General features: G+C 65.9%; 19 protein-coding genes and 2 pseudogenes. 9 read left to right on the top strand and 12 right to left on the bottom strand.

Features of this window, described 5'->3' with window-relative positions; translation table 11 throughout:
• The 6 genes from B4L26_RS01130 to dnaA form a co-directional block, all read right to left on the bottom strand.
• The coding region (locus B4L26_RS01130) for a DNA gyrase subunit A (protein ID WP_290714808.1) at positions 1 to 342 on the bottom strand (342 nt) is incomplete at its 3' end.
• 81 nt (positions 343 to 423) lie between these two features.
• Positions 424 to 2,466 carry a DNA topoisomerase (ATP-hydrolyzing) subunit B gene (gene gyrB / locus B4L26_RS01125; RefSeq protein ID WP_290714805.1) on the bottom strand — a complete coding sequence of 681 codons (2,043 nt, stop codon included), beginning with the start codon at positions 2,464 to 2,466 and terminating at the stop codon, positions 424 to 426.
• A 253-nt stretch (positions 2,467 to 2,719) separates the two neighbouring features.
• Positions 2,720 to 3,247: a DciA family protein gene (locus tag B4L26_RS01120; RefSeq protein ID WP_290714802.1), complete on the bottom strand. Its 528-nt coding sequence runs from the start codon at positions 3,245 to 3,247 to the stop codon at positions 2,720 to 2,722.
• The gene (gene recF, locus B4L26_RS01115; protein WP_290714799.1) at positions 3,240 to 4,490 is read right to left on the bottom strand and encodes a DNA replication/repair protein RecF; all 1,251 of its coding nucleotides are present in this window, start codon (positions 4,488 to 4,490) and stop codon (positions 3,240 to 3,242) included. The genes B4L26_RS01120 and recF overlap by 8 nt, the downstream gene beginning before the upstream one ends.
• 3 nt (positions 4,491 to 4,493) lie before the next feature.
• Positions 4,494 to 5,663 carry a DNA polymerase III subunit beta gene (gene dnaN, locus B4L26_RS01110; RefSeq protein ID WP_290714797.1) on the bottom strand — a complete coding sequence of 390 codons (1,170 nt, stop codon included), beginning with the start codon at positions 5,661 to 5,663 and terminating at the stop codon, positions 4,494 to 4,496.
• Between the two features lie 429 nt (positions 5,664 to 6,092).
• Positions 6,093 to 7,577, bottom strand: coding sequence for a chromosomal replication initiator protein DnaA (gene dnaA, locus B4L26_RS01105; RefSeq protein WP_290714794.1), 1,485 nt, complete (start codon positions 7,575 to 7,577; stop codon positions 6,093 to 6,095).
• A gap of 341 nt (positions 7,578 to 7,918) precedes the next feature.
• Between dnaA and rpmH the strand changes: the two genes are divergently transcribed.
• From rpmH to B4L26_RS01060, 9 genes and pseudogenes are all read left to right on the top strand, one after another.
• Positions 7,919 to 8,062 carry a 50S ribosomal protein L34 gene (gene rpmH / locus B4L26_RS01100; RefSeq protein WP_290714791.1) on the top strand — a complete coding sequence of 48 codons (144 nt, stop codon included), beginning with the start codon at positions 7,919 to 7,921 and terminating at the stop codon, positions 8,060 to 8,062.
• An 81-nt stretch (positions 8,063 to 8,143) separates the two neighbouring features.
• A complete protein-coding gene (gene rnpA, locus B4L26_RS01095) occupies positions 8,144 to 8,506 on the top strand; it encodes a ribonuclease P protein component (RefSeq protein WP_290714789.1) in 363 nt (120 codons plus the stop codon).
• A pseudogene (yidD, locus tag B4L26_RS01090) lies at positions 8,503 to 8,715 on the top strand (membrane protein insertion efficiency factor YidD); the annotation flags it as partial. The gene rnpA and the pseudogene yidD, both read left to right, overlap by 4 nt.
• 35 nt (positions 8,716 to 8,750) lie before the next feature.
• Positions 8,751 to 9,923, top strand: a complete 1,173-nt coding sequence (gene yidC / locus B4L26_RS01085; protein ID WP_290714784.1) for a membrane protein insertase YidC — start codon at positions 8,751 to 8,753, stop codon at positions 9,921 to 9,923.
• A gap of 44 nt (positions 9,924 to 9,967) precedes the next feature.
• Positions 9,968 to 10,636 (top strand): protein jag, encoded by a 669-nt coding sequence (locus B4L26_RS01080; protein ID WP_290714781.1) that lies wholly within the window; start codon positions 9,968 to 9,970, stop codon positions 10,634 to 10,636.
• 230 nt (positions 10,637 to 10,866) lie between these two features.
• Positions 10,867 to 11,383 (top strand): annotated as a pseudogene (rsmG, locus tag B4L26_RS01075) (16S rRNA (guanine(527)-N(7))-methyltransferase RsmG); the annotation flags it as partial.
• 245 nt (positions 11,384 to 11,628) lie between these two features.
• Positions 11,629 to 12,609 (top strand): ParA family protein, encoded by a 981-nt coding sequence (locus tag B4L26_RS01070; protein WP_409563360.1) that lies wholly within the window; start codon positions 11,629 to 11,631, stop codon positions 12,607 to 12,609.
• Between the two features lie 13 nt (positions 12,610 to 12,622).
• Entirely contained in the window at positions 12,623 to 13,639 is a 1,017-nt protein-coding gene (locus tag B4L26_RS01065; RefSeq protein ID WP_290714775.1) for a ParB/RepB/Spo0J family partition protein, read from the top strand.
• A gap of 139 nt (positions 13,640 to 13,778) precedes the next feature.
• Positions 13,779 to 14,480 carry a hypothetical protein gene (locus B4L26_RS01060; RefSeq protein WP_290714773.1) on the top strand — a complete coding sequence of 234 codons (702 nt, stop codon included), beginning with the start codon at positions 13,779 to 13,781 and terminating at the stop codon, positions 14,478 to 14,480.
• A 55-nt stretch (positions 14,481 to 14,535) separates the two neighbouring features.
• Here the strand turns inward: B4L26_RS01060 and B4L26_RS01055 are convergent, their stop codons facing one another.
• From B4L26_RS01055 to murJ, 6 genes are all read right to left on the bottom strand, one after another.
• Positions 14,536 to 15,714 (bottom strand): N-acetylmuramoyl-L-alanine amidase, encoded by a 1,179-nt coding sequence (locus B4L26_RS01055; RefSeq protein WP_290714771.1) that lies wholly within the window; start codon positions 15,712 to 15,714, stop codon positions 14,536 to 14,538.
• Positions 15,715 to 15,836: 122 nt separating this feature from the next.
• A complete protein-coding gene (gene trxA, locus B4L26_RS01050) occupies positions 15,837 to 16,169 on the bottom strand; it encodes a thioredoxin (protein ID WP_290714768.1) in 333 nt (110 codons plus the stop codon).
• Positions 16,170 to 16,220: 51 nt separating this feature from the next.
• Positions 16,221 to 17,210: a thioredoxin-disulfide reductase gene (gene trxB / locus B4L26_RS01045; protein ID WP_290714765.1), complete on the bottom strand. Its 990-nt coding sequence runs from the start codon at positions 17,208 to 17,210 to the stop codon at positions 16,221 to 16,223.
• Positions 17,211 to 17,311: 101 nt separating this feature from the next.
• The gene (locus tag B4L26_RS01040; protein ID WP_290714762.1) at positions 17,312 to 18,016 is read right to left on the bottom strand and encodes a hypothetical protein; all 705 of its coding nucleotides are present in this window, start codon (positions 18,014 to 18,016) and stop codon (positions 17,312 to 17,314) included.
• A gap of 72 nt (positions 18,017 to 18,088) precedes the next feature.
• Positions 18,089 to 18,649, bottom strand: a complete 561-nt coding sequence (sigM, locus tag B4L26_RS01035) for an RNA polymerase sigma factor SigM (RefSeq protein WP_290714759.1) — start codon at positions 18,647 to 18,649, stop codon at positions 18,089 to 18,091.
• 125 nt (positions 18,650 to 18,774) lie between these two features.
• Positions 18,775 to 22,386 carry a murein biosynthesis integral membrane protein MurJ gene (murJ, locus tag B4L26_RS01030; protein WP_290714843.1) on the bottom strand — a complete coding sequence of 1,204 codons (3,612 nt, stop codon included), beginning with the start codon at positions 22,384 to 22,386 and terminating at the stop codon, positions 18,775 to 18,777.
• Between the last annotated feature and the right edge of the window lie 213 nt (positions 22,387 to 22,599).

Raw genomic sequence — 22,599 nt, 5'->3', positions numbered from 1 at the left:
GCCGTCGATCAGCGGGTAGCGCATCGACCACGGTTGGGCCAGGCGCACCAGTGCGTCGTAGATCGCGGTGTCACCGTGCGGGTGGTAGTTGCCCATCGTCTCGGCAACCGGTTTCGCCGACTTCACGTATGGGCGGTCCGGGCGATAGCCGGCGTCGTTCGTCGCGTACAACAGGCGCCGGTGCACGGGCTTGAGGCCGTCGCGGACCTCCGGCAGCGCACGGCCGACGATCACGCTCATCGCATAGTCGATGTAGCTGTTCTGCATCTCCTGCTGGATGTCGACCGGCAGGATGCGGTCGTGGCCGCCGTCGTCGGTGGGGGGCAGCGTGGTGTCGGTCATCGGTTCCTCTTCGATACAGGCGACGACCCGCGGTCGTCACCAAAAGCGTTGTGGCTCAAGGCGATTCGTGCAATTCCCGGATCAGACATCGAGGAAGCGCACGTCCTTGGCATTGCGGGCGATGAATCCGCGGCGTGCCGCGACGTCCTCGCCCATCAGGATGGAGAACAGCTCGTCGGCCGCGGCCGCATCGTCGAGGGTGACCTGCTTGAGGACGCGGATCGACGGATCCATCGTCGTCTCCCACAGCTCGCTGGCGTTCATCTCGCCGAGGCCCTTGTAGCGCTGGATACCGTCGTCGGTGTTGATCTTCTTGCCCTCGGCGCGGCCGGCCTCGAGCAGCCGGTCGCGGTCGCGGTCGGTGTAGGCGTACTCGGGCTCCGCACCCTTTTGCCACTTCAACTTGTACAGCGGCGGCTGCGCCAGGTACACGTGTCCGTGTTCGATGAGCGGGCGCATGAAGCGGAACAGCAGCGTCAGCAGCAGCGTCGCGATGTGCTGGCCGTCGACGTCGGCGTCGGCCATCAGCACGATCTTGTGATACCGCAGTTTGGCGAGGTCGAACTCGTCGTGGATACCGGTGCCGAAAGCCGTGATGATCGACTGGACTTCGGCGTTCTTCAGCACGCGGTCGATGCGCGCCTTTTCGACGTTGATGATCTTGCCGCGGATCGGCAGGATCGCCTGGTACATCGAGTCCCGGCCCGACTTGGCGCTACCGCCGGCGGAGTCGCCCTCGACGATGTAGACCTCGCATTTCGTCGGATCGTTGCTGCGGCAGTCGGCGAGCTTGCCGGGTAGGCCGCCGATGTCGGTAGCGGTCTTGCGTCGGACCAGCTCGCGCGCCTTGCGCGCGGCGATGCGCGCCTGCGCGGAATCGACGGCCTTGCGGATGATGGTCTTGGCCTCGGCCGGGTTCGCCTCGAACCAGTGCCCGAGGTGCTCGTTGCAGGCTTTCTGGACGAAGCTCTTGACCTCGGTGTTGCCGAGCTTGGTCTTCGTCTGACCCTCGAACTGCGGGTCGGCCACCTTCACCGAGATCACCGCGGCCAGCCCCTCGCGGATGTCGTCGCCGGTGAGCTTGCCGTCCTTCTCCTTGATGAGCTTCTTGTCGGTCGCGTACTTGTTGACCGTCGAGGTCAATGCTGCGCGGAAGCCCTCTTCATGGGTACCGCCCTCATGGGTGTTGATGGTGTTCGCGAACGTATGGACCGATTCGGCGTAGCCGCTGTTCCACTGCATCGCGATCTCGACCTCGTGCCCAACGCCCTTGGCAGAGAAGCCGATCACCGACGAGTGGATCGGCGTCTTGGTGCGGTTGAGGTGCTTGATGTAATCGACCAGGCCGTCGGGATAGTGGTAAGTGCGCGTGCGGACAACGGCGGCCTGGGCCTTCTTCTCCTCCGGCGACTTGACGGTCTCGGCCTTGTCGGTGCCGTCCCCGTCGAGGTCGGCTTCGGCGATGGCCTCCTCGTCGGAGATCCGGTTGTCGGTGAGGGTGATGGTCAGGCCCTTGTTGAGGAAGGCCATCTCCTGCAACCGGCGCGCAATCGTCTCCGCGCTGAATGCCGTCGTCTCGAAGATCTGACCGTCGGGCCAGAAGCGCACGGTGGTTCCGGTCTTGCTCGACGCGGCACCTTTGTTCAGCTTCTCCGGCTCGGCATAGAGATAGGTCTGCGTCCATACCGACCCGTCGCGCTCGATCTCCAGCTCCACCTTGGTCGACAGCGCGTTGACGACGGAGATGCCGACGCCATGCAGACCGCCCGACACCGCGTAGGAATCCGAGTCGAATTTTCCACCGGCATGCAGCTGGGTCATGATGACCTCGACGGCGGGGACGCCGGTCGCGTGCATCGACACCGGCATACCGCGTCCGTCGTCGACCACCTCCACACCACCGTCGGCGAGGAGCGTGACGTCGACACGCGTGGCGTGCCCGGCCATCGCTTCGTCGACCGAGTTGTCGACCACCTCCCAGATCAGGTGGTGCAGGCCGCGCTCACCGGTCGAGCCGATGTACATGCCCGGGCGCTTGCGGACTGCTTCCAGACCTTCGAGGATGCTGATCGAATCGGCGCCGTACTCGCCGTTCTTCTTGCTGGGCTTCTTCTTCTCCGCCACGCGCCTCGTCTGCTCCCCTCACCGGTACCGGTGAATCTCTTCCTCGCGCAGGTCCCGATAGACCCCCGCCAGCCCCTTCTCGGGCACTGTGTCCATCGTACTGGGTCACCCGTACTAGAGCCGGGATGCCTGGCCGCTAGAACGCCCTCAGATCGAGTTTTTCGCCGTTCTTGTGGGCCGATTGTGGAAAACAGTCATTCTGCGGCGGTATGGCCGTTGCGAGGACTATCGTCGCGAGCCCCTTCGAGGGGCTCTACCCATAGGTGTCGCGGGGCCCTCGGCCCGGTACATGGCGGGGGCCTTTTCGCCATGACGGCGCTTGCGGTCCGGTGATCCGCAGCTGGGTCACGACGCCGTCGCCGACCGCCGCGGCGATCTTCGCGAGGATGTGACTCTGCACGTAGCGCAACTGCGTCGCCCACGCCGTTGACTCCGCAGAGACGTAGAGGATGCCCTCCTCCAGGCGGCTCGGACGGGCGTGGGCGCAGACATCGGCACCCACGATCGCGTCCCAAGAGGCGAGAACCGTCGCCGCACCCACCCGGGTCTGCCACCCCGGCGCCTGCGACAGCCGGCCGACGAGACTGCCCAGACTCTGCGGATCCCGGTGATCGGGACCGGCACCGGACCACCGACGTCTCGACCGACTACCAGCCGGGTTCGACAGCGGGGCTTTCCCGGTCGCGGCGCGGCGCGTGCGTGAACGGGCACGCGCTTCTTCGAGTGCCTTCTTGGCGAGCTCGTAGCCGCTGCTCGAACCGCCGGCCTCCGCGTCAGTCATCGTCTGTCATTCTACTGTCGTCACTGACAATGGACCGCCGAGCAGGCGCGCTGTCGTCGGCTTTCGATCCGTCCGCAGACTCGAAAATCTGACTGCCGTCAGTAGTGTCTGCGACCATCTCCACCGACAGTCGGCGCCCTCGCACCCCACTGGGCAGATCCTCCGGGACCGCGGCGGTCACCAACAACTGCTCGGCTCCGGCGGTGAACCCAGCCAGGTGCTCACGCCTGCGCGCGTCCAGCTCGGCGAAGACATCGTCGAGCATGATCACCGGCTCGACGCCCTCGGCGCGCGCCAGTTCCACCGTCCCCAGTCTCAGAGCCAGTGCCAACGACCATGACTCGCCGTGACTGGCGTAGCCTTTCGCCGGTTGATCGCCGAGTGAGATCTCGAGGTCGTCGCGATGAGGTCCAACCAGGCACACCCCCCGCTCGATCTCCTTGGAGCGGGCACTCGCGAGGGCGTCCAGGAGTAGCTGCTCGATGTCTGCGACGGGACGCGACGATCCGTCGGGTTCTGCCACCCCGGGTCCGACGGCACTGCGGTAGGAGATCGCGGCGGGTCTCGAATGCGGAGCGATGGCGGCGTAAGCCTGCTCGAAGTGCGGCGCCAGGGCCGTGACCGTCGCGATCCGATGGGCGGTCACCTGAGCACCGAGCGCGGCGAGTTGACCGTCCCACACATCAAGGGTGCTGATTACCGACTCCGCGTCGGATCCGCCTCGGCGCAACGCGGCGCCCGCGGTTTTCAACAGCGCGGCGCGCTGGCGCAGCACCCGGTCGTAGTCGGCTTTCGTCGCTACCGCCGCCGGACCACGACCGGTCACCAGTTCGTCGACGAAACGCCGGCGATCGGCCGGTTCGCCGCGGACCAGCAGGAGATCCTCCGGCGCGAACATCACGGCTCGCAGAACACCAATGACTTCCCTGTGGCGGCGGATCGGCCGGGTTCCCAGCGCCACCTTGTTCGCACCGGCCGGAAGGATCGTGACATCCACCGACAATTCGCGGCCGTCGTTGTGGACCGTCGTTGCGATCCGCGCGGACTGCGCACCCTGTGACACGAGGGCCGCATCGGAGGTGACGCGATGCGACCGCAAGTTCGCGATGTAGTACAGCGCCTCGAGGACGTTGGTCTTTCCGAACCCGTTGCGTCCCACCAACACCGTAGGCTCGGCGGCGAACTCCACATCGAGGGCATGCCACGATCGGAAGTCCCGCAACGACAGTTGGCGGACGAACACCGATCAGCCGGGCAGGCGCACCGGCATCAGCAGGTAGCTGAACACCGAATCGGGCGCCAGAAACGCGCCACTCTCGTCGGCAACCGGTTCCTCACCGGTCGACGGCCGCAAGACCGCGGGCCGGCTGGGCGTCGTGAATCCGAAGTCGACGGTGGGCACACCGATCGCGGCGAGACCGTCCTGCAGATAACCCGGGTTGAATGCGATCGTGAGCGGCTCGCCGTGGAAGACGACCGGCAGCTCTTCTTCCGCCTTGCCGGCTTCGTCGCCGCCGGCAGTCAGGAGAACCGAGCCCTCGGTGAATTCCATCCGCACCTGGGCGCCGCGGTCGGCGACGAGTGCCACGCGCTTGATCGCGTCGAGCAACGGAGCGCTGTCGATCGTGGCTACCGCGGTATGGCTCGCAGGGAGGAGCTGGCGGAACTTGGGGAACTCCGCGTCGAGCAAGCGGGTGGTCGTTTGCTTGGCGCCGCCGAGGATGCCGAAGATTCCGTCCCCGCCGATCCCCGCACCACTGCCGAACGCCAACGTGACATCGGTGGCGGCCTCGGCGCCGGCGGTCTTCGCCGCATCGGCCAGCGTCTTGGCCGGAACCAGCACCGCACCCGACGCCGACGCATCACTGGGCTGCCATTCGAGTTCGCGCACCGCGAGGCGGAATCGGTCCGTGGCGGCCAGGACCACCGTCTTGCCGTCGATCTCGAGCCGGACGCCGGTCAGCATCGGAAGCGTGTCGTCACGTCCGGCCGCCAACGCCACCTGCGAGATGGCCTCGGCAAAGATGTTCGACGGGATCGTTCCCGTCGTCGCCGGGATGGCGGGCATCTCGGGATAGTCCTCAACCGGCATGGTCGGCAGCGAGAACTTCGCACTCCCGCAGGTGATCGATACGCGCGAGCCGTCGAGCCCGACGTCGACCGGCTTGGACGGGAGGGCTTTGGTGATGTCGGCCAGCAATCGGCCCGAAACGAGGACGCGGCCGGGCTCGGCGACCTCGGCAGCGATGGACTCTTGTGCGGAGACCTCGTAATCGAAACCGGAGACGGTCAAACCGTTCTCGCCGGCAGTGAGAACCACACACCCCAGGACGGGAACCGGCGGACGGGCAGGCAGGCTCCGGGCAACCCAAGCCACCGACTCCGCGAACTCGTCGCGTGAGACACGAAACTTCATGGTGGTCACTGTAAAGCGTCGCAGGCCGTTCTGGCGGGCGGGGTCACAAAAGATCGGCGACGACGACGGTCTGCCGAGTCGACCCGACGATGTTGTGCACACGGCTGCTTTTAGAAGAGATCAATCTAAAGAGAACAGAAGTGTTAGTAGGCGTTCCGGAAACTGTGTGTAACTGCCATATCGGCAGGTAGAGCAGCAGATCCTGCTGTGGACAGGTTGTGCGTAACCCTGGGGGCAGTTCGACGGCCTGTGGATCGGGCGAAAATTGTTCTTCAGTTGTCCACCGACTCTCCACAGCTGGCGGGGGTTTTCGCCAGGCTCATCCACAACGACGCGCCGGACTGCGACACGCCTATCGCCTCGGGCATGGCGCAGGGGAGAACTCTCGCCGGATGGTTGAGGGTTGCCGGCCAGCGGCGCGAGATCGGGTTACGCCGGGCCGGGATTGCGCTTGATGCGCGCGGTGAGCTCCTGGACGGAGTCGTAGACCCCACGGTTGGCCGCCATGGTCTCGCGGACCTTGCGCTCGGCGTACATGACCGTCGAGTGGTCGCGGTTGAACTCCTCACCGATCTTCGGCAACGAGAGGTCGGTGAGTTCGCGGCACAGATACATGGCGATCTGCCGGGGCATCACGATCTCGGACTTGCGGGAGGGTCCCTTGAGGGTGTCGATCGTGACAGAGAAGTAGTCGGCCGTCACCGCGAGGATCTTGGCGGCGCTGACCTCTTGGACACCGGCTTCGGGTAACAGGTTGCGGAGCACCACCTCGGCCAGCGAGCGGTTCAACTCGGCGTTGGTGAGCGAGGCGAACGCGGTCACGCGGATCAGGGCGCCCTCGAGCTCGCGGATGTTGCGCTCGATGTGGGACGCGGTGAGTACCAGCACGTCGTCGGGGACAGCGATCTTGTCCATCTGGGCCTTCTTGCGAAGGATGGCGACACGGGTCTCGAGGTCGGGCGGCTGGACATCGGTGATGAGACCTCCCTCGAAGCGTGTGCGCAGACGGTCTTCCAGGGTTGCCAGCTGATGGGGCGGACGGTCGGAGGAGATGATGATCTGCTTGTCGGCGTTGTGCAGGGTGTTGAAGGTGTGGAAGAACTCTTCCTGCGTTCCTTCGCGGCCGATCAAGAATTGGATGTCGTCGACCAGGAGGATGTCGACCTCGTCACGATAGCGGCGCTGGAACTGCACCCGCCGGTCGTCGCGCAACGAGTTGATGAAGTCGTTGGTGAACTCCTCGGTCGATACGTACTTCACTCGCAGGTTGGGGAAGAGCCGTAGGGCGTAGTGACCGGCGGCGTGCAGGAGGTGGGTCTTGCCCAACCCCGACTCGCCCCAGATGAAGAGCGGGTTGTAGGCGCGGGCCGGCGACTCGGCGACGGCGACGGCAGAGGCGTGTGCGAAGCGGTTGGACGCGCCGATGACGAAGGTGTCGAAGGTGTAGCGCGGGTGCAGGCTGCCCGACGAAGGGGCGGCCGACTCGGAACCCGGGCTGCGGCGAAACACGTCGGACCAATCGTCGCCGCGCCGCTCCACGAATGTTCGGCGCTGTTCCACCCAAGTGTCGTCGGGTGACTCGTTGTCTCCGTCTCCGTCCCGATGGTCGGTTTCTTTCGGGTCGGGCTCAAGCTCGGTCAGCGGCTGGATGCGCACACCGAGGTCGACCGACTGGCCGAGGTGACGCGACAGTGCACCGCAAATGATGTTGCGCAGATTCCGCTCGATCTGCTCCTGGACGACACGGTTGGGCACCGAGAGAAGAGCGAATCCCTCGGTAAGGGTGAGTGGTCGGACGAGGGAGAGCCACGCCTTCTGTTGGCGGGTGAGAGGAGGGTTGACCCTGGTGTCGTCAACGAGTTCGTCGACGATCGTCAACCAGACGTCGGGGAACGACACACCGGCGTCGGTCATCTTGTCCCCCTAGTTGATTCGACGTTGCAGATACCGTCGTCGTGACGGGTTGTGCGGCCTCCCAGCATGCCACGTTCGTGCTGCCGACATCAAAGTTCTCCACACACTTATTAACAAGTGTGCATAGGAAGGGGTGTCAGGTGATCGCGAGCGGTTTGATTGTCCAAGCGGAAGTCAGTACCCTCGACAAGTCACATCCGTCGTACGGACTTTCGGTCGGACACCTGGTGGGTGACACCAACAGTTGGCCAGACTATCCGAGATGCCTCGGCACCAGACGACGATACCGAGACTTGTTTACAGCCCGCGCGAGTGGGCACTGACTTGAAGGAGTCACTCCGATGGCCAAGGGCAAGCGGACTTTCCAGCCGAACAACCGTCGTCGTGCGCGCAAGCACGGCTTCCGTCTCCGTATGCGGACCCGTGCCGGCCGGTCGATCATCAGCGGCCGTCGCACCAAGGGCCGCGCAAGGCTGAGCGCCTGAGTTCTGTCTCCTGCTTCGTGGTGACCGAGCCGTCCGCTCACTAACGCTTCTCGGCGCCGGTCCCGCGATGCATGTTCGACGATGAACTCCGCGCACCGGATCCATCGGCGATCCGACTTCCGGCGCACCCTTTCACAGGGCATGCGCACCCGAACCCGAGACCTCGATATCCACCGACTCGAGGTCGCTCCGGCATGGCCGGACCCCACCCGCAGCGATGTCGCCCTGTGTGGTGGCCCCCGGCTGGGGATGATCGTGAGCAAGAAAGTCGGCAACGCCGTTGTCCGCCATCGCGTCGCCCGCTGTATCCGAACCGCGTTCGGGATGAGTGTCCTTCCCGTCGTCGAAACGGAATCTTTCTTCGTCGTGCGCGCCCGGCCGTCAGCGGCCGACCGGTCTTCGGTCGAGTTGGCCGACCAGCTCGCCCGGGCGGTACGGCCATGACCCGCGCTGCCATCGCGGTGATCCGCTTCTATCAGGTGTGGATCTCGCCGACGCGATTGCCGACGTGTCGGTTCGAGCCGACCTGCAGTGCTTACGCGGTCGAGGCCTTGACCAAGCACGGCTTCTTCTACGGCGGCTGGCTGGCCGTCGCACGGCTGGCCAAGTGCGGGCCGTGGCACAAACCCGGATACGACCCGGTTCCGCCGCGGCGGAACCTTTCGAAGAGTGAGGGACTGGAAACAGCGTGCTGAACATCATCTACTACCCCGTGTCGGGGATCATGTGGCTCTGGCACTGGTTGTTCGACAAGATCACCCCGGATACCCCCAACGGCAACGGCATCGCGTGGGCCCTGTCGGTGGTGTTCCTCGTGTTCACGTTGCGGGCGGTCCTCTACAAGCCCTTCGTCAAACAGATCCAGACGACGAAGAAGATGCAAGAGATCCAGCCGCAGATGCAGGCCATCCGTAAGAAGTACGGCAAGGATCAGGTCAAGATGGCCGAGGAGATGCAGAAGCTGCAGCGCGAGCACGGCTTCAACCCCCTCCTCGGATGCCTGCCGATGTTCATGCAGATCCCCGTCTTCATCGGCCTGTTCCACGTGTTGCGCTCGTTCAACCGCACCGGTGCCCAGTTCGGTATGCGCGGTCACACGATGTCGGTCGAGGAGAACGCCAACACCGCCAACTACTTCTTCAGTTCTGACCACGTCCAGAACTTTCTGGAGGCTCGCCTCTTCGGGGTGCCCCTCGCTTCCTGGGTGACCATGCCGTCGTCGCCGTCCCCGCAGTGGGAGGCGTTTATGAGTCATGGCGCGCCGACTTTCACGCGGATCGGGATCGTCGTCGTCGTGGTCCCGATCATGCTCATCGCGTCACTGATGACCTACCTGAATGCGCGCGCCGCGGTGCAGCGTCAGTCGGCTGCCGCGCTGGAGAGCCAGCAGACGCGGATCATGAACATGCTCTCCCAGTACGTGTTCCCGCTCGGCATCCTCGTGTCCGGCCCGTTCTTCCCCGTCGCGATCCTCCTCTACTGGGTCAGTAACAACATCTGGACCTACGGTCAGCAGCACCTCGTCTTCGGTCGCATGGCCCGAGAAGAGGAAGCAGCCAAGGTTGCCAAGGAGGAGAAGAACAAGGCGAACGCGCCCAAGCCCGGTGCACGCCCAGATCGGACCAAGCGAGACGATCTGAAATCTGATGGCACGGTTGCCGATGGTTCCGTCGCTGAGGCGAAGCCCGACGACGCTGGTGTGGATTCCGAGGCCGAGTCGTCGAAGGGTGAATCACTCGCCAAGGACTCGACGTCGACCAAGGGAGCGGCATCGCCCCCGGCGCGCAGCGGACCGGCCAAGGGTAAGGCCGCCGGGTCCAAGAAGAACCGGCAGGCGGCCCGGAAGAACAAGCGGCGCTGACCGCCACAGTCCCCACAATTTCGTAGCGAGATAGAGGAGTACCCATGAACGCCGAAGCGCAAGTCCCCCAAGACGAGGTCGTCGCCGAGGCTGAGGCGGTCGAGACCGCAGCAGTCGTCGTCGATGACGAGGACGGGGCGCAGGCCGTTGCCGAAGTCGTCGACGCCGAAACCACCGAAGTCGTCGAAGAGCCTGTCGATGACGCTGCCGACGAAGACGGCGATGACGCCGACGACGACGGTGACGAGGAAGACGAACTGATCGAGGAAGGCGAGATCGCCGGCGATTACCTCGAGCAGTTGCTGGACGTCCTGGACTTCGACGGCGACATCGACCTCGACGTCGACGGCGATCGTGCCATCGTGAGCATCGACGGCGGCAAGGACCTGTCGAAGCTGGTTGGCCGTCGCGGCGAGGTTCTTGACGCTCTGCAGGAACTGACTCGACTCGCCGTGCAGCAGGCTACGGGCGAGCGCAGCCGCCTGATGCTCGACATCGCCCGGTGGCGAGCCGGTCGCCGCGAGCGCCTGGTGGGTCTCGGCACCGAGGTGGCGCAGCGCGTGCTTGCGTCGGGCGAGCGCGAGGCGCTCGAGCCGATGACCCCGTTCGAGCGCAAGATTGTCCACGATGCAGTGGCGGCCGTCGACGGTGTGGTGAGCAAGAGCGAAGGCGCCGAGCCCAAGCGTCGCGTAGTCGTTATCAAGGTGCCGTAGGCTAGACACAACGCTCGACCGATGTGGAGAGGTCCCGGCTGATGCCGGGACCTTTCTCCGTTCGAGGGGCGGAATTACATCGGTGTAGTTTGCGATGTTTCACGTGAAACATCAGCGGAGGGACCCAGATGTTTCACGTGAAACATGGCCCGATGCGAACGATGTTTCACGTGAAACACAACAGGGACTGGCGGCGCGGAGTGCGCCTGAATGGATGAGGGGATGGTTGGGTGTCGGTACCAGAAGCCGCCGGACGCGTCTTCGGTGAGCGTCTCCCCCTCGCCGTCGCCTACCACGACTGGTTGGCGGACGCCGGTGTCATTCGGGGGCTGATCGGACCCCGTGAGTCGTCGCGTCTCTGGGAACGCCATATTCTCAACTGCGCGGTCGTCTCGGATCTGTTCGACTCCGATGAGCGCATCGTCGATATCGGCAGTGGGGCCGGGTTGCCAGGTATCCCGCTGGCCATAGTCAGGCCGGATCTGAAGCTCGTGCTCGTGGAGCCACTATTGCGACGGACCACTTTCCTTTCCGAAGTCGTCGAGTCCCTCGGCCTAGACAATGTGATCGTGGTGCGTGGCCGCGCTGAAGAGAAGGCGATCAATTGCGGAGTACGGAGAGGTGGATGCGGTGACCTCGCGCGCAGTCGCGCCTCTGGACCGCTTGGTCAAATGGTCGGCACCGCTCATCCGTACGGACGGCCGGCTCGTGGCGATGAAGGGATCGAGCGCGCAGGAGGAAATCGCCGAACACGGTGCAGCGTGTGCGGCGGCGGGTGTCGTGGACCTGATCGTCGAGTCCGTGGGCGGCGAGCTTCTCGCTGACCCGACGACGGTGATTGTTGGGCGACGAACGGCAGGGCGTTCGGGGCGGGTTGCAAAGGCAAAGCCTGGGCGACGCGATAGGCGTGCCCGGTAAGCGAGTAAGCGAGGGGCGCCGTTGTCCGTGTCGGACGGTGCGCGCAGAATAGAGGAACGATGAGAGATCGAAGGATGACGAACGTGACGAGAAAGACCCCGAATGTTTCACGTGAAACATCGGAACCTGTACGAGCCGAGACGTTCGTCGACACCCCGATCGCGGCAGCCGCGGCTCGGGCTAGCGAGATCCTCACGCCTGGCGGGACTCGCCCACTCCCCCGCCCGGTGCACCCGCGGATCATCACCGTCGCGAACCAGAAGGGCGGCGTCGGTAAGACGACCACCGCTGTGAACCTAGCGGCCGCCCTGGCTATCCACGGTCTACGCGTCCTTGTGATCGACCTTGATCCCCAGGGCAACGCGAGCACGGCGTTGGGTATCGATCATCGCCAGCCCGATATCTCCTCGGTGTACGAATTGCTCCTCGGTGAGGCGACGCTCGCCGAGGCGATCCAGCAGAGCCCAGCCAACGAGAACCTCTACTGCGTGCCGGCCACGCTGGACCTGGCGGGCGCCGAGATCGAACTGGTGTCATTGGTCGCACGGGAGAACAGGCTGAAGAACGCCATCAATCCGGAGGCGTTGGGCGCCTATGGATTCGACTACGTGTTCATCGACTGCCCGCCGTCGCTGGGACTGCTGACGGTCAATGCGATGGTCGCGGCCCGCGAGGTGCTCATCCCGATCCAGTGTGAGTACTACGCCCTCGAAGGAGTGGGACAGTTGCTCCGCAATATCGAGCTCGTGCAGTCGCACCTGAACCGGGATCTGCACGTGTCGACTGTGCTGCTGACGATGTACGACGGGCGCACGAAGCTGGCAGATCAGGTGTCCGAGGAGGTGCGCCGCCACTTCGGCGACAAGGTCCTGCGGGCCGTGGTGCCGCGCAGCGTGAAGGTCTCCGAGGCCCCCGGATACGGGATGACGATTCTCGACTACGACCCGGGCTCGCGGGGTGCGATGAGCTACGTCGACGCGGCGCGCGAGGTGGCGATCGCGGGTGCCGCCGGTGCCGGAAGCGTTGGCGGTTCCACCAGTGGTGCACAGGGCTAGGGAGGACGGAAGCGTGAGTCGAGAGAACCAGCGTAAGGGTGGGCTCGGGCGAGGCTTGGCGGCCCTCATCCCCACCGGGCCTTCCGAAGACGGAGCCGGCGGCAGTGCCCTTGGCGGCCATCGGATGGGTGCCGCTGCCGCCGATGTCGTCATCGGGACGGGGCCGGTGTCCAGTCCTACGGCTGCCGCGGTCGAGACGATCTCCCCGGACGTCGGAGCGGTCTACCGCGAGCTGAGGCCGACGCAGATCCAGCCCAACCCGCAGCAGCCGCGTACGGTCTTCGACGAGGAGGCGCTGAACGAGCTCGTCCACTCGATCCGCGAGTTCGGGCTGATGCAGCCGATCGTCGTGCGCCGTCTGCCCGAGCCGCAGGGCGAGATCGAGTACCAACTCGTCATGGGTGAGCGCCGCTGGCGGGCGAGCCAGGAGGCCGGACTCGAGGCGATCCCGGCGATCGTGCGCGAGACCCCCGACGGCGACATGCTCCGGGATGCGCTGTTGGAGAATATCCACCGGGCACAGTTGAATCCGTTGGAAGAGGCGGCTGCGTACCAGCAGCTGCTCGAGGAGTTCGACGTTACGCAGGAGGAGCTGGCCAATCGCATCGGTCGCTCCAGGCCGGTCGTTACCAACATGATCCGGCTCCTCAAGCTGCCTGTCGCTGTGCAGCGTCGCGTGGCGGCGGGCGTGCTCTCGGCCGGGCACGCCCGGGCACTGCTCTCCCTCGACGGCGGGACGGAGGCTCAGGAGCAGCTCGCGGCGCGGATCGTCGCCGAGGGGCTGTCGGTCCGTGCGACCGAGGAGGCCGTGACGCTGGCCAACCGGGGTGATGGTCCGAAGGCACCGACGCCGCGGCGCAAGCAGATGGTGATGCCCGGATTGCAGGATGTTGCCGAGACACTGTCGGACCGTCTCGACACCCGGGTAGTGGTGAGCCTCGGCAAGCGGAAGGGCAAGATCGTCGTCGAGTTCGGCTCGGTGGACGATCTCGAGCGGATCGTCGCCGAGATCTCGGAGCGAGCCAATTAACCGGCGTAATTTGCGCACCCAGGGATACCGGGCAATAACGTCACTGTGACGTAGCGATCGAAAGGACCGCGAGGTGAAGCCAAAGACGTTGTGGCACAACAACTTTCGGTCTCCGAGCGGAATCTTCGGGTAGAGGCAGATGGGAATCCGCCTTCGCCCCCTCGATATCGACGAATTCGAGTCGTTGCCCCGGCATGTCCGCGGTTGCGTCTTCTGGGAAGTCGATCCGAGCGCCGGTGTGCGCACAAGTGAGTTCGACAAAGAGGCCTGGACGTCAGGGCTGCTTCTCGAATGGGGCACGTGCGCGCAGTTGGCCCAAGCGGGACCCAACGTTGTGCGGTCCGGCGGGGAAGGTGGATTGCGGCGCACCGTCGGCACCGCCTTCTATGCGCCGCCGCTGCGTGTCCCTCGTGCCGCCCACTTCCCCACCTCCCCGGTGAGCGCCGACGCGGTGCTGCTCATGTCGATGCGTGTCGAGCCCGGCTTCGACGAGGCACGGCCCCTGCTTCTCGATGGCGTTGTCGCCGATCTCGTTCAGCGCGGGGTCCGGGCGCTCGAGGCTTTCGGGGTCCGCGGGACAGAATCCGATTCCGACATCTGTCGGGAGTGCATGATCGATGCGGAGTTCCTCGAGGACTCGGGTTTCGACCTCATCGCACCCCATCATCGGTTCCCCCGGTACCGACTGGTGCTCGACGAGGGCCTCGGTTGGAAGTCTGCCGTGGAGGGGGCGCTAGAACGCCTTGTCGTGGAGGCAGCGCTGCAGATAACGCTGGATCCGGATTTCCAGATGACACCGGCGCCGGCGGGCGCGAGTAGCACTGCTACTCCTCGAGCCTGAACGCGACCTGCCTTAGCGCCCCGGTGGCGCAAGACCAAGACGAGACGCGGAGGCGTCAGGAGATGGCGCGCTCGGCAGCCAACAGGTCGGCGAAAGTGTAGGTGCCGGTGGGCTGGTCGTTCTCGCCCAAGAGGTATACGCGTTTCACCGCGATGAGAATTGCCTCGGCCACGATGTCGCGGTGGGCGGGGTCATCGAGCCAGGAAGCGTCGTCAGGATTGGTGACGTAGCCGACGTCGATCAGGGCGGTGGGCATCTGGGTTTCGCGCAGGATCGGCCAGGTCCGAGGATGCGTCCGACAGTCGAAAAGCCCTGTGCGAGCTACGATTTCGCGCTGGATAAAGCTCGCGAGGTTGCGGCCGATGGTCGAGTACGACCCGTGGTTGTTGCCGAAGTAGAAGCTGGCGACACCGCGGGCCGTCGATGTCGGGTGGTGTGCACAGCGCAGCGCGATGACGAGGTCGGCGTCGACGGCGTTGGCGGTGCGTGCGCGCTCGGAATCGTCGGGACTGGAGTCAGGGCCGTGGGAGAGGAAGGTCTCCATGCCGGCGGCACCCATTCGTCCTTCGAGTCGATAGGCGATGTCGCTTAGGATCCGGGTCTCCAAGTCGGCGACCATCCCGGCAGACAACGGGTGCGCGCCGCCGCAGCCCGCGTCGATCAGGACGCGCTTACCCGACAGGCGGGGACCGGACCGTCGGACTCGCTCCTCTTCACGGATGGCGTGCGGGGAGCCGCCGGTGATGCGGTTGCCCAGGCGCTCCAGCGACCTCAGCGTCGCGGGTCCGCAAATCCCGTCGGAGGACAGCCCGTACTCGGCCTGGTAGCGGCACAGGGCGCTGTGGGTGGTCTCGCCGAACACCCCGTCGACGAGATGGGGGTAGTACCCGAGGTTCTGCAGGCGCGATTGAAGAGTGGCGACGTCGTCGCCGGTCATGGGCGAGGACAGGCGGTACAGCAGCACGCGGGAACCCAGGTGGTAGGACGATTCGAGCAGTGCACGGTAGGTTTCCGGCCCGACGATTCCGTCGACGAGCAGGCCGCGCTGCTGCTGAAAGGCGCGCACCGCGTGGTCGAGCTCCGGATCGAACACGGCCTCAGGCGAAGCCCAACCATCGCTGGTGGCACGCAGATCACTTGGGCCGGCGTTGTCGCCGAGCAGATTCTGCCCCACCAGGATGGTCCGGATCTCGGCGATTGCCGAGCCCTGGTCACCAAGCCTGAAGGTCGGCATGGACACGCTCCTCACCCGGGCGACGTCGGTCAGTGGTGCCCGGCGCCGGAAGGGCGGGCGTGGCGGCGACGTCGTCGCGGACAATTCTGACAGGTCGCTGCGAGCGAGCACAACTTACGCGGTCAGCCGCCCAGGACCGAGTCCAGTTCGCGCAGCAGCGCTGCCTTGCCCTTGGCCCCGACGATGGTCTTGACGACCTCGCCACCGGAGAACAGCTTCATCGTCGGGAGAGACATGATCGAGTAGTCGCGCGCGACGCCGGGATTGGCGTCGACGTCGACCTTTGCCACGGTCAGGCGGTCGGCGTGGTCGCGTGCGATCTCATCGAGGACCGGGGCGACCATCTTGCACGGACCGCACCAGGTGGCCCAGAAATCAACCAGTACCGGCTTGTCGGATGCGAGGACATCGGCGCTGAATGTGGCGTCGGTGACATCGGTGGTGTGGGTGCCCATGTGCGGCTCCTTATCTGCGGGCGGGGATCATCCCGGTCGGCGGGGTGGGATTCAGGCGGAGACCGACTGGTCGGCGCCGGCCTGTTGGGTCTCGTGGCTGCGGTGCGCCAGCCAGCGCTCGGCGTCGATCGCGGCGGCGCAGCCGGAACCGGCGGCGGTGATCGCCTGGCGGTAGGTGTGATCGACGAGGTCGCCCGCGGCGAACACGCCGGGGATCGAGGTGTAGCTGCCGCGGCCCGCGGTGACGACGTACCCGTCGTCGTCGACCTCGACCTGTCCGGCGACCAGTTCACTGCGCGGATCGTGCCCGATGGCCACGAACATGCCGGTGACATCAAGCTCACGCGTCTCGCCGGTGCGCGTATCGCGCAGGACGAGGCCCTGCAACGAGTCCTCGCCGAGAAGGGAATCGACGGCAGTGTCGGTCATGAACTCGATCTTGGGGTTGGCGCGGGCCCGGTCCAGCATGATCCGTGACGCGCGGAACTCCTCGCGTCGGTGGATCAGATAGACCTTGCTGGCGAACTTGGTGAGGAAGGTGGCCTCCTCCATCGCGGAATCACCACCGCCGATGACCGCGATGGCCTGGTCCTTGAAGAAGAACCCGTCGCAGGTCGCACAGGAGGAGACGCCACGGCCGAGGAGACGCTGCTCATCGTCGAGCCCCAGGTAGCGAGCGGCGGCACCCATCGCCAGGATGATCGCCCGCGAGCGGTGGACCTCCCCCGCGACCTCGACCTCTTTGATGTCGCCGGCCAGGCGAATCGCGTCGACATCCTCCATACGAAGGTCAGCACCGAAGCGCAGCGCCTGCTCACGCATCTCGTCCATCAGCGCGGGTCCCTGGATGCCCTCACGGAAACCGGGGAAGTTCTCCACCTCGGTCGTCGTCATCAAGGCACCGCCGAACTGGCTACCCTCGAACACGAGGGGGGTGAGCTCCGCGCGCGCAGCGTAGAGCGCCGCGGTGTAACCGGCGGGACCGGACCCGACGATGATCAGCTCATGGATGGGGGCGTCCGTTTCGGAACTGGTGCTCACGGCGGGTCCTTCTGGTTCGGTCGGTGCTCTGTGACGCTTCAACACCAGCGTAGGACGTGATGTTCCCGGGTGTGGGCGCGGCCCCGTAGGGGCGCTATCGCCTATTCGCCGATGACCGTGCGGGCGATGGTGCCCGGTCGCCCCGCGTCGCAATCGCGGCGGGTGATGAGTGCATGGAATCGCCCCGACTGGCCGGTCGGAGTCAGGATCACCTGTGCGGGCGCACCCTCGTAGTCGAGATAACCCGCCCCGACGATGCTTTGGCCGCCGAGGCGATTGGCGGTGAGGCAGCGGGCCAGGCGATTGATATCGAGGGGCTCGGTCTGTGGTGCCCGGGCCGCGGCGAGCAGCACTGCGGCCTCGGCGGCCGGGACTTCGCCGGCGGAGCCCGACGAGGTGGGACGGGGCAGCAGCAGTACGCCGATCCCGATCCCGGCGGCCAGGACGCCCGTCACCATCGCGGCGACGGCGAGTAGAGCGGTGTGTCGACGGTGTGGTGCCGGGCCAGACGGCAGGACGGGTGCGGGTGTGACTGCTGGCGAGGTGAGTTCGAGCCGCGCGAGGGTGGCCTCAGAGGTGGCGCGGAGCTCGGATGGAACCACGGTCTCGACGGATGAGGTGCGCAGTGCTTCGACGGTCGCATCAAGAGCGGCGAGGGTTTCCATCGCTTCGGGGTCGTCGGGCAACCGCTGTTGCACGTGGTGTGCCAACGCTTCGTCGAGAGCGCCGGCGTGGAAGTCGGCGATCAGCTCGGGCGTGAAGGGCGGTTCCGGGAAGGCCCGGGACGCTGCGCTCACCTGAGACATCGGCGTCTACTTTCGGAGGGGACAATTCGCACTTTACGACACTGCACGTCCCCGCGTGGCTCCCTTGGCGCGTCAGGCCGGTGTGCGCAGGTTCTTCAGGAGCACGGAGAGCTTCAGCCGACCGCGCGCGCAGCGGCTCTTGATAGTTCCGGTCGCCACGCCGAGCATCGCGGCAGCCTCCGCGACCGTGTAGCCCTCGATGTCGACGAGGAGGATGGCTAAGCGCTGCTCCTCGGGCAACCGTCGCATCGCCCGGTCGATGCAGATCGCGAGGTCTACGTGATGGGCGCAGTCGGTGGGATCGGCGATCTGGGTGTCGATCTGTGCGACGAGCTTCGCCGTGCGGACCCGGGTGCGCCGCATCCGGTCGAAACAAGCGTTAATCACTATTCGGTGCAACCAACTGGACACCGCTGAATCAGCACGGAATTGTGCGGCCATTTCGTGGGCACTGGCCCAGGCGTCCTGAAGCGCGTCCGGCACGTCCTGCGGGTCGTGCATTGTGCGATAGGCGACCGCGGCCATCCGGTCGTGATGTCGGCGAACCAACACGGTGAAGGCCCTTCGATGGCCGTTGACATGTGCGAGCAGTAGATCTGCGTCGCTGTACCCCTCAAAATCCCCCGATTTCATAGGCACGACAATAGGCAGTTCGGGCGAATTGGGGAAGCATTCTGCGGCTTAATCCGAATTCTGGGGATAACTCCGGGAACGGCTTGACTATCACCAAGCACACCACGATGTGTGGCGGAATGAATTCAGCTCCGCATGCTGACTTTTCGGATCGTCGCCTCGTACTGACCGTAGTTGGTTTGCGACGGTGCGAGCTCGGTGATCCATATGAGCAGGAACGTGGAGGGCTTAGCGCCGGTGGTGGTCAGCGTGGTCTCCGCCGAACCGACCTGACCGCCGCCCACCTTGGTTGTGGAGGCGAGGTCGGAGGCGCCCGACTGAGCCGTGCGCAACTCAACCGTGAAGCCCGGGTTCGGCGTCGCGATGGTGACGGATTTGACGGTCTGCGGCCCACCGAGGTTGAACAGCAGGCCGACCCCGGGCTTGAGCCCGCCGAAGTCCGCGGAGAACCGGTAGTGGTCGGTGTGCCAAGACGGCGACGCACCGCTGATGACGTTGGCGACATTCGTCGACGGATCGGCCGGTTGGTCGGAGAAGTCGACGACGCTGACGTTCTGCAGAGGGATCGTGGACCCGGGCGCGCTAGCGGTGGCACCCGAGGTGGCGGTCAGAATGGCGTCGATGTCGGTCCCCGCGTCACCGCTGCCGCCGAAGAACTTGGCGAGCATGATCACGAGTGCGATGACCACCAATAGCGCGGCCACTGCCAGGCCGATCAGCAGAGGCATGTTGCGCTCGGAACTATCTGTCCTGGTGCCAGTGGGGACAGCTGGTCGTTGGCCCGGTGCCGGCGCGATCGGCTGTCCGTCGGAGTCGACCGGCGGCATCATGTCGGTCGGCAGATCCAAGACGGTCGCCTGGTCGAGGACGTGCTGGACGGTGGCGGCGGTGCGGATCCCCTGGTTGCCCGACAGGGCGCGCGATGCGACCGCGGAGATCTCGAAGGGGACCACGGGCCGGGCTTGGCGGGGTTCGATCGGCGCGACCCCCGTGTCGTCGGCCATCGCCGGCGGCATCCCGCCGACGCGGTCGGAGGATTGCTTCTCGGTGGTGGTCCGTGTTCCGTCGGCCGTCAACGGCCAGCGGTCCAGCAGCAGGGCGTAGAGCACCGCACCGAGGCCCCGGACGTCAGAAGCGCGATCGTCACCGGCGAGGGTGCCCGGGAAGGCGAGCACGGCGTCGCCGTTGGTGGAGACGCGGATGCGGGCCGGGCTGTCGATGGACAGTGCACCACCGGTTCGGTGGGCCGCCTCGGCGGCGGCGGCGAGTGCGCGCACCGCGCGGGCGGCGCCGATCGGTGACGGAGAGGTCGCGGCGACCTCGGCCAGCGAGGACCCGGTTACCCATTCAGCGACCACGATCCCGCCAGACGAACCGCGGATCACATCGAGGACGCGTGCCGCACCGGAGGAATGGAGGCCGCCGATGCGCAGAGTGCGGGTGAGGACGGCCTGCGGCCCCTCGCCCTGGGCGCTGGGTGCCTCGCCGGCGGTAGCCGGATCGGCGAGCTGCTCAGCGTCGACGAAGGTCAGCGCGACATCCCGATCGAGAGTGATGTCGCGCGCGTGCCAGAAGTGCAATCCGCGAGATTCACCGCAGTGGGCGATGAGGCGGTAGCGACCGCCGGCAACTGCTGCACCGGGGACCAGACGGGGTCCACGCGGCCGCTGGGTGTCTGGGATCGGTTCGGCTACGGCACTCGACGTGCCAGCCGCGTCACCAGACTTGCCGGGCGCGCTTTCGGGCGCGGCGGTGCCGGCGGTTTCGGCCGCCTGGTCGTCGGCAGCAGTCGTCGGGGCCGCTGAGTCGTCGGCGGCTTCCGGCGTTGTGGCAGGACCGGTGGAACCCGGCTCTGCGTTGGGGCCGGTGCCCTCGTCGCTCATGAGCGGCACTCCTCTCCTTCGATAACGCATGTCTGGGCGGGCGAGCCCGTCGGCGCCCCGCGGTTGATACGGGAAACTGCCCGTTCCGGCAGCACCGCCACTGTGCACGGTATAGGACTGCCAGGTCGCGGTTCCCCGATCGAAGCGCCGCATGACCTCGACTTGACCAGAGTAAGGGAGCGATTCGTTATCGCCAATCCTTGGAAATGCGACGGTGAGTGCGGTCGCATCTTCGTCGGGCGGCGGCGCCGGCGCGAGGCGCGGGACGAATCGGCCGATCGCCCGGCGGATCATCGAGGTGATCGCAACGATGTCGGGGACCTTGGCCGCCGCCATGATCGCGTACGCCAGGCCGAGCCCGACGACAGCGGTGATGCACAGGTAGGCAAACCAGCCGATGCGGCCCAATTCTTCTCCCAGACGGTCGGCGCCGACGACGCGGGCCAGTCCCCAGGTCACCGTGATCGCGGCAACGGAGGCGGCGATGGTGACGACGGTGGTCCGTGCGACGGCGGGCATGCGTTCATTGCCGAGGTGGCTGCGCAGCAAATAGTGCCCGACGATGGCGCCCACCAGGTAGCCCAGGCCGTTGGACAGTGCGAGCCAGCGGATGATGAGGTCCGGGTCGTCGAACAGGACCGGACCCAAGTAGGAGGCGCCGACTTTCACAACGGTGATACCGATGACCATTGCCGTCGGAGTCCAAGCGTCCTCGCGGGCGTAGAAGACACGAAGCTGGACCAGGGTCATCGCGTACGGAATCAGTGTGAAAGCACCCCAGGCCAGCACCGATCCGAGCTGGGCGGCCGACTTCGGCCCGAACTCGCCGATGTCGAAGACGGTGAGGCCGATCGCGCGCCCGAAGAACGTCATGTAGACGACGACGGGGACCAGTGCCACCATCGTCAGTCGTGTCGCCAGGGACAGGTCGTCGAGCACGGCGCGGTTGTCGTTGGCGGCGGCGTTGCGCGACAGGCGCGGCATCAGCGCCGTGAGGATCGTGACCCCCAGGACGCCGTAGGGCAGCTGAAGCAGCTGCCAGTGTGTGGCGTAGGCGATGATTCCGGACTCAGCGTGGGCGGCGGCGATGTGATAGGTGACGATCAGGCCGACCTGCAGAACCAGGACGTAGACGACGATCGCCGCGGCCATATTGCCGAAGCGGCGCAGGCGAGCATCGATGCCCCACTGCAGGCGCAGCCGCACACCGGCTCGGCGCAGGTACGGCAGCAGGATGACCGCCTGCACGACGACGCCGAGCGTCGTACCGATGCCGAGGACCAGTAGCTGAGGGTTGGTCATCTTGACCGGGTTGACCGTCAGCTCGCCCGGCATCAGGTAGTAGAGGACAAGGGTGGCGATCTGGACGACGTTGTTCAGCACCGGGGCCCACGCGCCGGGGCGGAAGACGTTCTTCACGTTGAGGATCGCCATGAACAGCGCCGACAGACCGTAGAACAGGATCTCCGGCAGCAGCAGATACGCCAGTGCCGTGGTCAGCGGGCGGTTCACCTGGCTGTCGGAGCCGACGTTCATCCAGGTCAGAACGGGTGCGGCGATCAATGCGCCGATTGTTGCAATGCTCAGGATGACCAGCGTGAGTGTGTAGATCCGGTTGACGAATCCTTCACCCCGGTCGGGGTCTTCGGCCTCGGCGCGCACGAGGACGGGGATAACGATGGCGGTGAGCACGGCACCGAGGACGACCTCGGCGATCATGTTGGGCAGCACGTAAGCCGCTTGGAATGCCGACGAGACGGCACCGCCGAGGGTCCCGACGAGCAGCACCGTGCGCACGAAGCCGGTGATGCGGCTGATCAGTGTGGCCAGCGCGATGGATCCGCCGGTTCGCACCACCGAGGCATCCGATGCTTCCGCGGTGGCGGAGCGCTGAGGAGCTTCGGAGGTGGCGGATTGCTGGGGCAGTTGTTGCGGCCGGGGCCGCGGCGCGCGGGGCGGCACCGGTTGGGGCATCGCGCGGGGTGCGCCACGGCGCGGCGGTGGTGGCGGCACCGGACCTGGCCCGGAGGGATCGGCCAGCGGACCCGAGAGTGGGCGGAAACCGCC

This window comes from Gordonia sp. UBA7599 (assembly GCA_002477755.1).
Taxonomy (GTDB): Bacteria; Actinomycetota; Actinomycetes; order Mycobacteriales; family Mycobacteriaceae; genus Gordonia.
The sequence above is the reverse complement of the archived record's forward strand: the minus strand, read 5'-3'. Positions and strand labels throughout refer to the sequence as shown.